15 protein-coding genes and 1 pseudogene are annotated in these 14,484 nt (G+C 38.1%); 13 read left to right on the top strand and 3 right to left on the bottom strand.

What is annotated here, in order from left to right; translation table 11 throughout:
• Window positions 1-16: 16 nt before the first annotated feature.
• Entirely contained in the window at window positions 17-346 is a 330-nt protein-coding gene (locus IC621_RS00705) for a YolD-like family protein (RefSeq protein ID WP_191154745.1), read from the top strand.
• Window positions 347-465: 119 nt separating this feature from the next.
• Here the strand turns inward: IC621_RS00705 and IC621_RS00700 are convergent, their stop codons facing one another.
• Complete coding sequence (locus tag IC621_RS00700) at window positions 466-678, bottom strand: CDGSH iron-sulfur domain-containing protein (protein ID WP_191154743.1); 213 nt, start codon at window positions 676-678, stop codon at window positions 466-468.
• Between the two features lie 144 nt (window positions 679-822).
• Between IC621_RS00700 and IC621_RS00695 the strand changes: the two genes are divergently transcribed.
• The 4 genes and pseudogenes from IC621_RS00695 (at window position 823) to IC621_RS00680 (ending at window position 2,425) form a co-directional block, all read left to right on the top strand.
• Window positions 823-1,140, top strand: coding sequence for an iron-sulfur cluster biosynthesis family protein (locus IC621_RS00695; protein ID WP_191154741.1), 318 nt, complete (start codon window positions 823-825; stop codon window positions 1,138-1,140).
• Between the two features lie 9 nt (window positions 1,141-1,149).
• Complete coding sequence (locus IC621_RS00690; protein ID WP_191154740.1) at window positions 1,150-1,392, top strand: DUF2552 family protein; 243 nt, start codon at window positions 1,150-1,152, stop codon at window positions 1,390-1,392.
• A gap of 50 nt (window positions 1,393-1,442) precedes the next feature.
• Window positions 1,443-1,860 (top strand): annotated as a pseudogene (locus tag IC621_RS00685) (bleomycin resistance protein).
• Window positions 1,861-1,948: 88 nt separating this feature from the next.
• Entirely contained in the window at window positions 1,949-2,425 is a 477-nt protein-coding gene (locus tag IC621_RS00680) for an SgcJ/EcaC family oxidoreductase (RefSeq protein WP_396652952.1), read from the top strand.
• Between the two features lie 205 nt (window positions 2,426-2,630).
• Here IC621_RS00680 and IC621_RS00675 read toward each other — a convergent pair whose 3' ends face one another.
• The gene (locus tag IC621_RS00675) at window positions 2,631-3,554 is read right to left on the bottom strand and encodes an alpha/beta hydrolase (protein WP_191154738.1); all 924 of its coding nucleotides are present in this window, start codon (window positions 3,552-3,554) and stop codon (window positions 2,631-2,633) included.
• Between the two features lie 926 nt (window positions 3,555-4,480).
• Here IC621_RS00675 and IC621_RS00670 point away from each other — a divergent pair.
• The 5 genes from IC621_RS00670 to IC621_RS00650 all read left to right on the top strand — a co-directional run bounded on the left by IC621_RS00670 (window position 4,481) and on the right by IC621_RS00650 (window position 10,493).
• On the top strand, window positions 4,481-5,806 hold the full coding sequence (locus IC621_RS00670) for a sugar ABC transporter substrate-binding protein (protein WP_191154737.1): 1,326 nt from the start codon (window positions 4,481-4,483) through the stop codon (window positions 5,804-5,806).
• 256 nt (window positions 5,807-6,062) lie between these two features.
• A complete protein-coding gene (locus tag IC621_RS00665) occupies window positions 6,063-7,325 on the top strand; it encodes a carbohydrate ABC transporter permease (RefSeq protein ID WP_224752251.1) in 1,263 nt (420 codons plus the stop codon).
• Window positions 7,322-8,161, top strand: a complete 840-nt coding sequence (locus IC621_RS00660; protein ID WP_191154735.1) for a sugar ABC transporter permease — start codon at window positions 7,322-7,324, stop codon at window positions 8,159-8,161. Before IC621_RS00665 ends, IC621_RS00660 begins: the two co-directional genes overlap by 4 nt.
• 174 nt (window positions 8,162-8,335) lie before the next feature.
• Complete coding sequence (locus tag IC621_RS00655; RefSeq protein ID WP_191154733.1) at window positions 8,336-9,310, top strand: LacI family DNA-binding transcriptional regulator; 975 nt, start codon at window positions 8,336-8,338, stop codon at window positions 9,308-9,310.
• Between the two features lie 151 nt (window positions 9,311-9,461).
• A complete protein-coding gene (locus IC621_RS00650) occupies window positions 9,462-10,493 on the top strand; it encodes a Gfo/Idh/MocA family protein (RefSeq protein ID WP_191154731.1) in 1,032 nt (343 codons plus the stop codon).
• A 303-nt stretch (window positions 10,494-10,796) separates the two neighbouring features.
• Here IC621_RS00650 and IC621_RS00645 read toward each other — a convergent pair whose 3' ends face one another.
• Window positions 10,797-11,711: a hydroxymethylglutaryl-CoA lyase gene (locus IC621_RS00645; protein WP_191154729.1), complete on the bottom strand. Its 915-nt coding sequence runs from the start codon at window positions 11,709-11,711 to the stop codon at window positions 10,797-10,799.
• A gap of 128 nt (window positions 11,712-11,839) precedes the next feature.
• On the opposite strand from IC621_RS00645, the gene IC621_RS00640 reads away from it, so the two are divergent.
• The 3 genes from IC621_RS00640 to IC621_RS00630 are packed head-to-tail and all read left to right on the top strand — an operon-like array spanning window position 11,840 to window position 14,421.
• The gene (locus tag IC621_RS00640) at window positions 11,840-13,027 is read left to right on the top strand and encodes an acetyl-CoA C-acetyltransferase (RefSeq protein ID WP_191154727.1); all 1,188 of its coding nucleotides are present in this window, start codon (window positions 11,840-11,842) and stop codon (window positions 13,025-13,027) included.
• A gap of 16 nt (window positions 13,028-13,043) precedes the next feature.
• Complete coding sequence (locus IC621_RS00635; RefSeq protein ID WP_191154725.1) at window positions 13,044-13,739, top strand: CoA transferase subunit A; 696 nt, start codon at window positions 13,044-13,046, stop codon at window positions 13,737-13,739.
• Window positions 13,740-13,752: 13 nt separating this feature from the next.
• A complete protein-coding gene (locus IC621_RS00630) occupies window positions 13,753-14,421 on the top strand; it encodes a CoA transferase subunit B (protein ID WP_191154723.1) in 669 nt (222 codons plus the stop codon).
• Window positions 14,422-14,484 lie beyond the last annotated feature (63 nt).

Raw genomic sequence — 14,484 nt, 5'->3', positions numbered from 1 at the left:
ACCTGAGGTGAAAACCGTGATTCGTGATAGAGGAAACATCAAATGGACATCGATGATGCTGCCGGAGCATGTAAAGCTTTTACGTGAATGGAAAGAGGAGGAGCGATATCAAACGAAGCCGGCTCTCGATGAACAGCAGCTAGAGGAATTTAACGAAATCATTTGCAATGCAATGGAATTTCATCATCCCCTCCAATTTAAATATTATGACAAACACCAATTTCATCATTGCACAGGACATGTACATTATATTGATACGATCAAGCAGACCATTCGTATTGTGACAGAAAATGATGAACGAATAGACCTTCCTTTTCAGGATATTGTTCATATTGAAGCAAAGTAAATGTACCTCCTGCTAGAATAAAGCGAAAGTTCCAGCAGGAGGGGGTTTCTTCATCGTTCATTGAAAGTAGTAGCCAACCTTATAGAAGGATGGGGTATCACCCGTTAGGACAGAGGAAATTATTCATCAAGTTCTTTTTCAGCACGCACACAGGAATCAAACGATCCTTTATGGGAAGCATCACAAAATGGCATGTTTTTAGAATGTCCGCATCGGCAAAGGGAGAAGGCTTGTTTTGTTTGAAATTTGTTGCCGTCTACATCAATTAGTTCAACCTCTCCTGTAACGCGAAACGGACCATTATCCATTACCTTTATTTGTACCTTTGTCATACATAAACACACTCCTATTCATCTTTTGATAATATGGTAATTGTTTCCGCAAAGAAAAGCAACTCTTGGCTAAAGCATTAGAAAATGCAGGATAAACGATCTTATGATAAAATGAGCGCATGATGAATGTGAAGGAGTCATATTATGCAAATTACATTGACAGATAAAGCAATTCAAAAAATACATGAAAAATTAACAGAAAATCATAAGCTAAAGTTAAAATACGATACAGATGGATGCGGATGTGTCGTCAGCGGGGTAACCGTATTATGGGCGATTGAGAAAGAGGAGGAGGATGACCTCTTAGTTGAAACAAATGATCTTCCTATTTATGTGGAAAAATCAAAAATGGTCTTTTTGGATGAGCAAATGACTATTGACTTTCAAGATAAAGTAAATACTTTTGTTCTAAAATGCCCATCTCAAATTTTAAATCCGCGTATGAGCTTCATAAAAAAGTGAGGTGCAAGAATGAAAAATCGGCTAACTTCACTTAAAAATGCAGCACTAAATAAAACTTGGGTTTCTTTTATAAATGAAAACCATCCATATAGTTTAATGCACTGGTCTATTGGCGGCTTACATAATGATCAAAAAGATGTTTGGCTGCTTCAGGACGAAATGACGTTTGAAGCACAGGAATTTGAAACGATAGATCTTGCGATTGAGTGGATTCGCGAGAATATGAAGGAAATATCAGATATATTAGGATAAGGTGAACTTCAATTAGAGGATTTTAATGCCTGTAAAAGGGGAATTAAAATATGAGAATGATACAAGCCATTCCAGCATTGCCGGTGAGGATTATGAAACAAAGCATAGATTTTTATTGTGATAAACTGGGTTTTACCCTAGTCCACCAAGAAGGTGGTTTTGCTGTACTTCTTTGCAATGAGGTTCGTATTCATCTTTGGGAAGCCAGTGATGAGAACTGGCGTACTCGCAGCAACTCAGTGCCAGTTGTTTCAGGCGCCGAATCGTTTATTGCCGGTACAGCCAGCTGTAGGATAGAAGTAGAGGGTGTTGAGGAATTGTATCAACGCACTCAGCCATTGGGTATTTTACACCCTAATGCTCAGGCTGCGTGACCAGTGGTGGGGCGAACGTGATTTTGGAGTAACTGACCCCGACAATAACCTGATTGCGTTTTTTGAGAACCTAAAAACCGAAAAAACAAGGTAATGATAAATGTCAGTACTTTCTGCAACGATAGTGTAGGTTGAGAAGTGTATAGCTCATCTTCTTTATTAAAGGAACGTGGTTTATAAAAATGCATAAAATAAACGTTCAAGAAGGAATGATTATGACTATGTCGAATGAAATTCAAGCACTATATCAACAATTAATAGATGCGTGGAATAACCGTGATGCCCATGGAATGGCTGAACTATTTACAGAGGATGGTGAAAGTATTGGTTTTGATGGGAGTCAATCGATTGGACGTGAGGAAATTTTTTCGCACCTTCAACCCATTTTTGAAGACCACCCAACTGCTCCATTCGTAAGCAAAATTAAAGATGTGCGTTATCTGGGCGCTGAGATAGCCATTTTACGAGCAATTGCAAGTATGGTGCCGCCTGGGCAATCAGACATTAACCCTAAAGTAAACACACATCACACTCTTGTTGCTGTAAAAAATGAAGGAAATTGGCGTATCCAACTTTATCAGAATACCCCAGCTCAGTTTCATGGAAGACCTGAGTTAGTCGAGCAAATGACGGAAGAGTTAAGAGATTTACTCAAGTGAGTTTACGCACTAAAATACAAATGTTGATAAGCAAAAGGGGTTAGTTAACACATAATGAAATTGAACAACCATTTTAATAAATAGTATGATGGATTTCTGTTAAGAGGTGGGATTAAAAGCAAAAAAGGGGAGCACTTCTGAACGGTTGGGAAAATGTCCGGTGCTGAGACAGCGGACCCTATGTGCCCCAATCTATGTCAAGAATTTAATTTTTAATCCCATTCACTTCCTCTAAAAACTCATCAATAATTTTTTCATACTGTTCGCGATTTTCCGTGTAAGACATAGCGTGTGTCCCTTTTTCAGCTACGTAAAGCTTTTTTAGACCGATCTTCTTTTCAAACAGCAGTTCAGATGATTGCAGGGGAATGTAGTCATCATCTTTGCTATGAACAAATAAAATGGGTTTATGAATACGGTCGATTACTTGAATAGGAGATACATCCCTAAATGTGTAGCCGTCCCGCAGTTTTAGAAAGGCTTTGGCAATTGGCATAACAAGAAAGGCAGGCAGCCTGAATTCTATTTTTAAACGGTAGCGCAATTGCTCTTCAAGGTCAGCAAATGGACAATCAGCGATATAAAAATCAGCTCCGTCTTCGACCATTGAGCCATACAATAAGGTCGTGACAGCCCCCATCGATTCTCCATGAATACCAAGGGTAAGATCTTCACCTACATACTCTTTAAGCCAGCCCACAACAGCCTGGAGATCAAATTTCTCGTAGTGTCCATAGCTTGTTGTTTTACCGCCCGATTCACCATGACGCCGATGATCATAAAGAAGAACATTGAAGCCGCGTTCTAAAAAGATATTCATATATTTGACTGAGTTAAACCGATTCATTGTCACACCATGACAAATAATGATATAGCGGTTTGTTTCATTCGGCTCAATGAGGTGTCCTTTTATATAATAGCCGAAGGAGGAAGGGATTGATATATCCTGCTTTCTATATGCATCGTATTTTTTCTGATCGTAGTGGCCGTCTTTTACTTCACGATCAAGGATATCCTCATCTGTTTTCTTTTTTATGTACATCATCTTATTAGTGAAAAAAAATCCCACAATAAAAATGTAAGACAATACGATTCCGAGACCGATCCACCATTTCTTTGAGCTTTTCATCAACATTCCCTCTTTAGTTCATTTATTCCCATTTTATCAAAGGGAAGCCATATTTAAAAATAAAGAGCCTGAAACCAGGAGTCAGGCTCTTTATGATCGCTCTTCATTGTTTAGAATTTTGTCTTTTTGTAGGACGGACAGCCTTTTCAACATCTTCAGCAGCAATTGTTTGTTTTACAGTATCGGCTTTTGGCTTTCCTTTTTGAGACATAGGCACACCCCTTTCAGATTTCTGCCTATTAGGTTTTAACAAAAAGGCTTCTTTTATCCCCACCATTAAATGTGAGTAAAACCCTTATTTCAATTTGAAGAGGAAACAAAGATGACGAATGTGGGATAGCGTCTGTAAGGTCAATTAGTTCAGCTTTTTGTGTCATTCCGGAGGGTACCAGAGTTTGAAGGGGATCTAACTATGTATATTGATGTAATATAAAATAATAGAAGAATAATAGAAATAAATGTTAACAAAAAAAGTTATTGACATATAAAACAGAAAAAGGTAGGATTATAGATGTTAGATGAAAGCGTTTTCTGATAGAAACCTACATAGTCTTTTTGAAGTGAACGCAAACGTTTGCTAAAAAAACCAGAAAAATCTATTGGAGAAAACGCAATCGTTTGCTAAGAAAACCCTAGACAATTTATTGGAGGAACGTAAACGTTTGCTAAGAAAACTCTAGACTATCTTTATGGAGAAAACGCAAACGTTTGCTAAGAAAACTCTAAACCATCTTTTGGATTAACGCAAACGTTTGCCAAAAAAGATCTCCACGGTTATTTGAAATGAACGCAAACGTTTGCTATGAAGTTTAAATTTTATTGTTTATAAAACAACAAAAAGCAATGCTCAATTGTCAGTTTGGGTCAAAGCATCCAATAGACATTGACATATATTTATCAAAAAATTAAAGAGGGTGGGGATTGCAATGAAAAGATGTATTCATTTTTTCGTGATTGCATTGTTGATTTTTGTATTAGCAGCATGCAGTAAGCCAGGTTCACAACAAACAGCATCAACTAAAAATGAAGCAGCTTCCAGTAATGGGGGAGACGACGCTGCTGCAGAAGAGTTACAACCAGAGGAAGGAGCAGAATTAGTAATATGGGGTAACGGAGAAGCTGAAGGTGAATGGATGAAATCTGTCGCTGAACAATTCACTGAAAAATATGATGTCCCAGTTTCATTTGAAGAAGTTGCACATGGTGACGCAGCTAAAAAGTTAGAAACAGACGGGCCGGCAGGGCTTGGCGGCGATGTATTCATGGCTCCACATGACCGCGTTGGGCAAATGACTACAGCAGGTTTAATATATGATAATTATTATGCTAGTGAATATAAAGAACGGTTGATTGATGGAGTGGCTGAGGCTGTAAGTTCATTGAATGAAGAGGGAGAACAAAAAATGTACGGATTTCCTCTAGCAATTGAAACCGTTGCCATGGCTTATAACAAAGATCTACTAGACAAAATGGGTTTTAAGCCTGCCGAAACAATGGACGAGTTAATCGAACAGTCGAAAGAGTTTATGGCTCAAAATCCTGGTACATATGGGTTTATGTTAGAACCTGGTAATTTTTATGGTAATTATTCATTTATCGGTGGATATGAGGGATATATTTTCGGAGAAAATAATACAAACCCTGAGGACATTGGATTGAACAAGGAACCGGCATTGAAAGCTGCAGAATTATTAGAAAAAATTCGGGATGAGATCCTTCCGCTTAAAAAAGAAGATTTAACTGCGGATGTCATCAACTCTTACTTTAATGAAGGCAAACAATTATATACGATGGAAGGGTCTTGGGGTGTGAACGGGCGTATTGATGCAGGCATAAACCTAGGTGTAACTGTAATGCCGAAGCTTGAAAATGGTAAAGTGCCCACAACATTCCTCGGAGTTAAAGGTCTGTATGTAAATTCGTATAGTAAATATCCAAAAGCGGCTACATTGTTTGCGAAATTCGCTACTAGTGATGAAATGCTTTTGAAATTTTTTGAACAAACGGGTAATCTGCCTCCAACAAAAGCACTGCTTGAGAATGAAAAGCTTAAATCGGATAAGTTAAAAATGCCATTTATAGAACAAGCTGAGCATACAGTTCCGATGCCAAATATCCCAGCTATGGATTCTGTTTGGGGCGGCATGGATGCAGCTTTAACGGCTATTTGGAACAACGATGAAGAATCTAAACCAGCACTAGATAAAGGGGTTCAGCAAATACAGGAAGCAATTAATTCTCAAACTAAATAGTCAGAAATGAGGATGACTCATGCTTTAATTGCTTCTATCGACTTCGGATTATAGAAGGGATATTTAGGTCTCTTGACCCTTATGAGTCATCCTCACTATTTAAAATGGAGGTATTAAAATGGGAATTGCAAAGATCGCTAAAAATGAAAATGCAGAAAAAGATTACGTTTCTTCAAAAAAACCAAAACCACCTGTTCCTTCATCAAACACCTATTTTACTAGGCCTAGAATAGCTGCTCTTTTCTCGTTTATTTTTATGGGCTTTGGTCAATTATATAACCGCCAATATTTTAAAGGGATTAGCTTTGTATTACTAGAACTATATCTTTTAATCTTTTGGACAGTACCATTTCAATGGGCAATGTGGGGATTAACAACATTAGGTGAAACCCCGCAAAAAAGAGACGGATTTACGATTGTTCAAGGTGACCATTCTATATTTTTAATGATTGAAGGACTCCTATTTTTGATTTCTTTCCTACTCTTTGTTTGGTTTTATTACTTGAATATCCGAGATGCATATAAGGTTGCTAGTAAAAAAGAAAATGGAATAAAACCAAATAGTGCTAAAGAAATGTTTGTGAACATCTGGGAGAACGGCTTTCCATATATTTTACTAACACCTTCTGTGCTGTTTACATCCTTCTTAACAATCCTTCCATTACTTTTTGGAATTTTAATAGCCTTTACAAATTATTCTGCACCAAATCACTTGCCTCCTAAGGCTCTAGTGGAATGGGTAGGTTTTGATACATTTATCCAGCTTTTCCAGATGAAAACCTGGAGTGCTACCTTCTATGGAGTGTTTTCATGGACAGTTATTTGGGCGATTTTATCAACTCTTACAACGTTTTTCCTAGGGCTGATTTTTGCAGTATTAATCAATCAGAAGGGAATAAAACTAAAGAAGTTTTGGAGAAGTATATTTATTTTACCGTGGGCAATCCCTCAGTTCGTTTCTATTTTGATCATGCGAAATATTTTTAATGGACAATTCGGTCCAATAAATAGGTACTTAATGGACCTCGGTATTACAGCGGAAGCGGTTCCCTGGTTATCTGATCCTCTATTAGCGAAAATCACCTTAATTATCGTAAATATGTGGTTTGGTTTTCCATTTTGGATGGTTCTGATGAGCGGCGTAATGACAAGTATTGACAAAGAATTATATGAAGCTGCTGAGGTAGATGGGGCTTCTCCATTCCAAAGATTCCGTAAAATTACATTCCCATTAATTATGTTTGCAACAGCTCCACTTGCCATTATGTCTTTTGCAGGGAACTTTAATAATTTTAATATTATCTATCTTATGACAGAGGGCGGGCCGATAAATATAGATTATAGTTATGCTGGTTCAACAGATATTTTAATAAGCTGGATTTATAAATTAACCTTGGACAATAATCAATTTGCTATGGCTTCAGTCGTATCAATCTTAATTTTTGTCGTTATTGCTTTCTTCTCTATTTGGAATTTTAGAAAAACAAGAGCATTTAAAGAGGAGGATATGATGTCATGATGGGTTTAAGTTTAAGAAAAAAAATCAGTAATGTGATCATTTATCTAATCTTGACTATTACAGCAATCTTTGTACTATACCCAGTTATTTGGGTAATTACAGGATCAATGAATCCAGGAGACTCATTATTCTCAACAAGATTACTACCTGAGTCATTATCATTACAACATTATGTGCATTTATTCCAAGAAACAGATTATTTGTTATGGTATAAAAACACACTAAAAATAGCATTTTGGAATATGATTTTTTCAACACTATTAGTCGTTACAGCAGCTTATGCATTTTCAAGATTCCGCTTTCCAGGTAGAAAGCAAGGACTTATGACAATGCTAGTATTACAAATGTTTCCTGGATTTATGGGAATGATAGCGATCTATATTTTATTGCTGCAGATGAATTTATTGGATAACCATTGGGGGCTAATCTTAGTATATGCCGGAGGGTCAATTCCATTTGGTGCCTGGCTTGTAAAAGGCTACTTTGATGGTTTGCCAAAGAGTCTTGAGGAAGCTGCAAAAATAGATGGAGCAAGTCATGTTAAAATTTTTTATAAAATTATGATGCCGCTTTCTAAACCAATTTTAATTTTTATAGCAGTAAACAATTTTATCGGCCCTTGGATGGACTTTATATTTGCACGCCTTGTATTAAGATCTAGTGAAAAGAAAACGCTGGCAATCGGTTTGTTTGAAATGGTATCAGGACGTCAAAATACTGAGTTTACGACTTTTGCAGCAGGTGCCGTTTTGGTTGCATTACCAATTACGATATTATTTTTCTTATTTCAAGATCATTTGGTTGAAGGGTTAAAAGCAGGAGCAAATAAGGGATAATAAGCAAATGGTTCTGCCTTCGAATGGAGGTGTTCTGCAATTTACAAACGGAGTGAACAATGAAAATTTTATCAATTAATTGATGATAAATTTCAGTAGACGCTGTAAAATTTAGTTAGTGTATGGAATGAAAGGGTTTTTTTTAGAAATGTCCGATTAGAAAGTTGGGTCAATATGTCAATTACGATTAAAGACGTCGCAAAAAAAGCAAATGTATCTGCGTCTACTGTTTCTCGTATTCTCAATAACTTGCCGGGATATTCAGAAGAGACGAGGCAGAAAGTAGAAAAAGTGATCGAAGAACTGGGTTATCAACCCAATGCTATCGCACGAGGTTTGATTAATCGTCAAACAAAGATAATTGGCGTACTGGTTCCTAGAGTATCGGATTTATTTGCCGGCGAAATTTTAGCAGGGATTGAGGAACAAGCTCAGGACTTAGGTTACAGTGTAATGATATGTAAAACAAATAATCGTACGAGAGATTATTTACGAACCCTTTATGAGAAACGAGTGGACGGAATTATTATGGTTAGTGGAGCAATTAACCCAGATTCTTATAAAGAGATTGAAATGATGAATGTACCAGTTGTAGTAGTTGCAGCCCAACCAAACTATCCCAAAATTCCATCTATTAATATTAACGAATATCAAGCTTCTTACGATGCCATAAAATATTTAGTAGAAAAGGGTCATTCCCATATCGGGATGATTGCAGGCACAAAAGGAGATGACAGAATAAAAGGGTTTAAAGATGCGTTAAATGACGCTGGAATAACCGTCACTGATCACATGATAACATATGGGGACTATCACTTTGATAGTGGTGTTCAAGGGATGGCCGAATTAATAGAGAATTATCCATCTATTACAGGGGTATTTTGTGCAAGTGATGAAATGGCTGTCGGTGCATTATCATGTTTATATAAACATGGGATAAGTGTTCCGGAAAAGATATCAATCGTAGGTTTTGATAATACCTCAGCGGCAAAAAAAGCTGTCCCGCCACTGACGACAGTAGCCCAGCCTTTATACGATATGGGGGAATCTGCAATCCACTTATTATTGGATCCCTCTTCGGAAGGAAATAAGGTTTATCCTCATCATATTATTGAACGAGATACTGTTCGTTCATTAAGGAGAAAATGAAGAATTCAATTAAATGGTCGCTATAATAAAGTTAAGCTGAAGAAAAATGCTCAGCCGGATGCGAAGCTTATGCGATTAGAATGTAAAGGAAATAGACTACTATAGTAGTATTAGTATATTTCAATATAAATCCAAACGGGAGGAAATAAGTATGAGTAAATTAAGAATTGGTGTTATTGGATGTGGAAGTATTGCACAGTATCGTCATCTTCCGGAATATGCAGAAAATCAAGATGTTGAGCTAGTGGCCGTTTGTGACATTGTCGAAGATCGTGCAGAGGAAGTAGCAAGCAAATATAATGCGAAAATCTATACAGATTATAAAGAGCTAATCCAAAGCGGTGAAGTAGATGCCATTAGCGTGTGTACACCAAATTACTTACATGCTCCTATATCAATTGAAGGACTAAACAATGGACTTCATGTATTATGTGAAAAGCCTATGGCAACTTCACAAGAAGAAGCAGAAGGTATGATTGAGGCAGCAAATAAAAGTGGCAAAAAATTAATGATAGGACATAACCAACGTTTTGTTCGCTCACATCAGCTTGCCCGCGAATTAATTGAAAGCGGTGCCGTTGGGAAAATTTATAGCTTTAGAACAGCTTTCGGACATCCTGGACCAGAAGGATGGAGTGTTGACGGTAAAGAAAGCTGGTTTTTTGAAAAAGAAAAGGCATATATCGGTGCAATGGGTGATTTAGGTGTCCATAAGTCAGATTTACTGCGCTATTTACTTGGAGAAGAGATTGTTGAGGTTGGTGCATTTATTGAAACATCTGCAAAGGATTTTGCAGATGTAGATGATACAGCTGTTTGTGCATTAAAAACTGAAAGCGGCATCATTGGAACACTTGCAGCAAGCTGGTCTTATACAGCAAAAGAAGATAATTCTACGATTATTTATGGTGAAAAAGCGATTATTCGTTTAGAAGATAACCCTACATATTCGCTTGTTGTTCAATATACAAATGGTGAAGTTGTAAACTACGAACTTGGCAAAATTCAATCAAACGAAGAAGGCGGACAAAATACAACACATGTCATTGATCACTTCGTAGCTTCTATCATAGATAATACAGAGCCACTAATCAATGGCAAGGAAGGCATGAAATCATTAGCAGTCATTCTTGCAGCGATTAAATCGAACGAAACAAAAACAATTGCAAAAGTTTTTGAGTGATTTTTATGAATAAAATCAAAATAGATTAATCGGTGGCGGGGGTAACGCACAAGGAAGGACGTCTTATCCCCGCTTTTCTAATCACTGCACATTTTTATGTGCAGTTTTTTTACAAAGATAAGTATAAGTTTTTTTACAAAGATAAGTATAAGTTTTTTTACAAAGATAAGTATAAGTTTTTTTACAAAGATAAGTATAAGTTTTTTTACCAAGTTTTCGTGTCTAGCTCCAGCGACTAGCCCGCCTGAGGTCATAAGCCACAAATGAATTGAAGGTAAAGAACACCTTCATTTCATTTGCGTCTTATGCTTGTCGGGGCTGACCAAGGCGTTTGCTTAATAAAGAATATTGTTTACTTAAAATAGGTTTGGAAAGGGAGATTTCCACAAGTTCAATCGCTTCAAATAGCTTTGAAAGGTCTATGCCTGTAGAAATGTTCATTTGCTCAAGCATAAAGACAACGTCCTCGGTTGCAATATTTCCACTGCTGCCTGGGGCAAATGGACAGCCTCCAAGCCCCCCTGCAGAACTATCGAACCGGTCGATACCTGCTTGAAGAGCTGCAAAAATATTGGCAAGCGCCATCCCGCGTGTATCATGAAAATGTGCTGTTAACAAAGTTTCCGAGAAGGAAGCTTTTAACTTAGAAAATAAGCTGTAAGCCTCAAGAGGATTAGCTAGTCCAATCGTATCAGCAACGCTTAAATCGTCGACACCGGCTTTTGAGAACTGCCCGCACAAATCAAGGACATCCGTTTCCTTCATTTTTCCTTCATAGGGGCAGTAAAATGCAGTTGAAATGCAAGCTCTTATAAACAAGTCTTGGTCTTTCAGCTTTTTAATCATTGGCAGAATCGCTTCCATGCTTTCCTTAGTCGATTTATTGATATTTTTCAGATTAAAGGTGTCACTGACACCAACGAAAAAAGCGATGCTCTTACAGCCTGCCTCTAACGCACGTTCCACCCCTTTTTCATTCGGTGTAAGGACGATGTTTCGGCTGGTACCAGAGTTTGAAGCAATAATGTCATCGGCATCCTTCATTTGTGGTACCCATTTTGGCGAAACAAAGGCTGTAAGCTCCATCTCCTTTATGCCCGCTTCTTTCAGCTTTTCAATAAATTGAATTTTAACAGGTGTTTCTATAAATTTTGCCTCATTTTGCAAGCCATCTCTTGGTCCAACCTCAATAATTGTAACGTTTTTTGGCAAGTGCACTTTATCACCTTCTCCAATTAATGAAAGGGTTTACATATTTATATTTTAGTAGGATAATACAATTAAATGCAATGACTAATTTGAATAATTAACCATATTACAATGCAGGCGAAAAGAGGGATGAAGTAGTGAGCAGTAAAGAAGTCGTGATTGTAAGCGCGGTTCGGACAGCACTAGGCAGTTTTGGGGGATCCTTAAAAAATATATCTGCTGCCAGTTTAGGCGGTACTGTAATCAAAGAAGTATTGGCGAGGGCGGAAGTAGAAGAATGGGAAGTGGATGAGGTCATCATGGGGAATGTTTTGCAGGCTGGGCTGGGACAAAATCCAGCGAGACAGGCAGCAATCCATGCTGGTTTACCTGAAACATGCCCGTCTATGACGATTAATAAAGTATGCGGTTCAGGGTTAAAAGCTGTCCATATAGCGATGCAGGCCATTATATCAGGGGATGCGGAAGTTGTGATTGCAGGCGGAATGGAGAATATGAGTCAAGCCCCGTACATATTAAAAGGAGCAAGAGAAGGCTTTAAAATGGGAGACCAAAAGCTTGAGGATACCCTTATTTCTGATGGTTTAACATGTGTCTTTAATCAATATCATATGGGAGTTACTGCAGAAAACCTTAGTGAGAAATATGAGATTAATAGAAGGGAACAAGACGATTATGCAGCTAGATCTCAGCAAAGAGCAGTTGCAGCCATAAAAGAAGGGAAGTTCAAGGATGAAATTGTGCCTGTTCAAGTACCGCAAAGAAAAGGGGATCCGCTTGTATTTGATACTGACGAATTTCCCCGCGAAGGAACAACAGCGGAGAAGTTAGGAAAATTAAGAGCTGTCTTCAAAAAAGATGGTTCGGTAACAGCTGGAAATGCTTCTGGTATTAATGATGGAGCGGCAGCTGTATTAGTAATGAGCAAAGAAAAAGCTGAACAACTAGGAGTAACCCCGCTAGTCAAAATTGTCGCGAACGGAAATGCGGGGGTGGATCCGAGCATGATGGGAATTGGTCCGGTTGAAGCAGTAAAAAAAGCATTAAAAAAGGCAAATGTAAGCTTAGATGAACTGAATTTAATCGAAGCCAATGAGGCTTTTGCTGCTCAGACGATTGCGGTTGATCGTGAGCTGCAATTGAATCATGATATTTTAAACGTAAATGGAGGAGCGATTGCTCTCGGTCATCCGATTGGTGCCAGCGGAGCCCGGATTTTAGTCACGCTCATTCATGAGATGAAACGACGCGGGGCCAATAAAGGTCTGGCAACCTTATGTATTGGCGGCGGCCAAGGAGTCGCTACCATCATTGAAAATGTTTAAAAGGGGGATGTCAAAGATGAAGCCAATCTACACGTCTTTTACGGAAGTTGTAAAGGATATACAAGATGGTTCTACACTAATGGTAGGAGGATTTGGTCTTTGCGGTATTCCTGAAAATCTTATTATCGCTCTCGTAGAGACAGGAGTGAAAGACTTAACGATCATTTCTAATAATTGTGGAGTAGACGAGTGGGGTCTGGGGCTGCTCCTACAGAATAAACAAATTAAAAAAATGATTAGTTCTTATGTTGGTGAAAACAAAGAATTTGAAAGACAGGTTTTAACGGGTGAGTTAGAAGTTGAACTCGTACCTCAAGGAACGCTTGCAGAAAAAATTCGGGCAGGAGGGGCGGGAATTCCCGCTTTTTATACACCTGCTGGAGTGGGAACACCAATTGCAGAAGGAAAGGAAGTTCGTTCTTTTAACGGAAAGGACTATGTTTTGGAGGAAGCGCTGGCTGCAGATTTTAGTTTAGTGAGAGCTGCTAAAGCGGATAAAATGGGTAACCTTCTTTACAATAAAACAGCTCAAAACTTTAATCCAATGATTGCCTCGGCTGGAAAAATAACGATTGCTGAAGTAGAAGAAATCGTTGAAACTGGAAGCATTCAAGCAGACCGCATTCATACTCCAGGAATTTATGTTCAACGTTTAATAATAGGCGAACAAGAGAAAAGAATTGAGCGGTTAACGGTTCAAAAAACTGGTTAAGAGGTGACCCAAGATGATTGAAGATAAAATAATGATACGTGAACGAATTGCAAGAAGAGCAGAAAAAGAAATCGAGGACGGCTTCTATGTAAATCTAGGTATCGGAATGCCGACACTTGTGGCTAATTATATTAGTGATAACAAACAGGTTGTTTTGCAATCAGAAAATGGCCTTCTTGGCATCGGTCCTTATCCGAAAGAGTCTGAAGTTGATCCTGACTTAATTAATGCCGGTAAAGAAACAGTTACAGCTATTCCCGGAGCTTCATATTTCCATAGTGCTGAATCGTTTGCGATGATACGCGGAGGCCATGTAAACGTAGCAATCCTGGGAGGAATGGAGGTTTCCGAGACAGGTGACCTTGCCAACTGGATGATTCCAGGGAAAATGATTAAAGGAATGGGGGGTGCAATGGATCTTGTCCACGGTGCCCAAAAAATCATTGTTATCATGGAGCACGTAAATAAAAAAGGAGAATCTAAAATTCTCAAGGAATGCACTCTTCCGTTGACAGGAAAAGCCGTTGTTGACCGGATTATCACAGATCGTGCTGTGCTGGATGTTACAGAACTAGGACTAAAGCTTATAGAAGTAGCTAAAGGCTATACAATAGAGGATATTAAGAAATCGACTGCACCTGAACTCATTATTTCAGATGATGTAGAGCTGGAAGCATATTAACTTTGAGAGAACTTATTGTTCTCTCTTTTAATTTGTTCAGAAAGGAACATATTAATTGAAACA

This window comes from Metabacillus arenae (assembly GCF_014773385.1).
Taxonomy (GTDB): Bacteria; Bacillota; Bacilli; order Bacillales; family Bacillaceae; genus Metabacillus_D; species Metabacillus_D arenae.
Note: the sequence above shows the minus strand (reverse complement) of the source record. Positions and strands in the feature narration are given on the sequence as shown.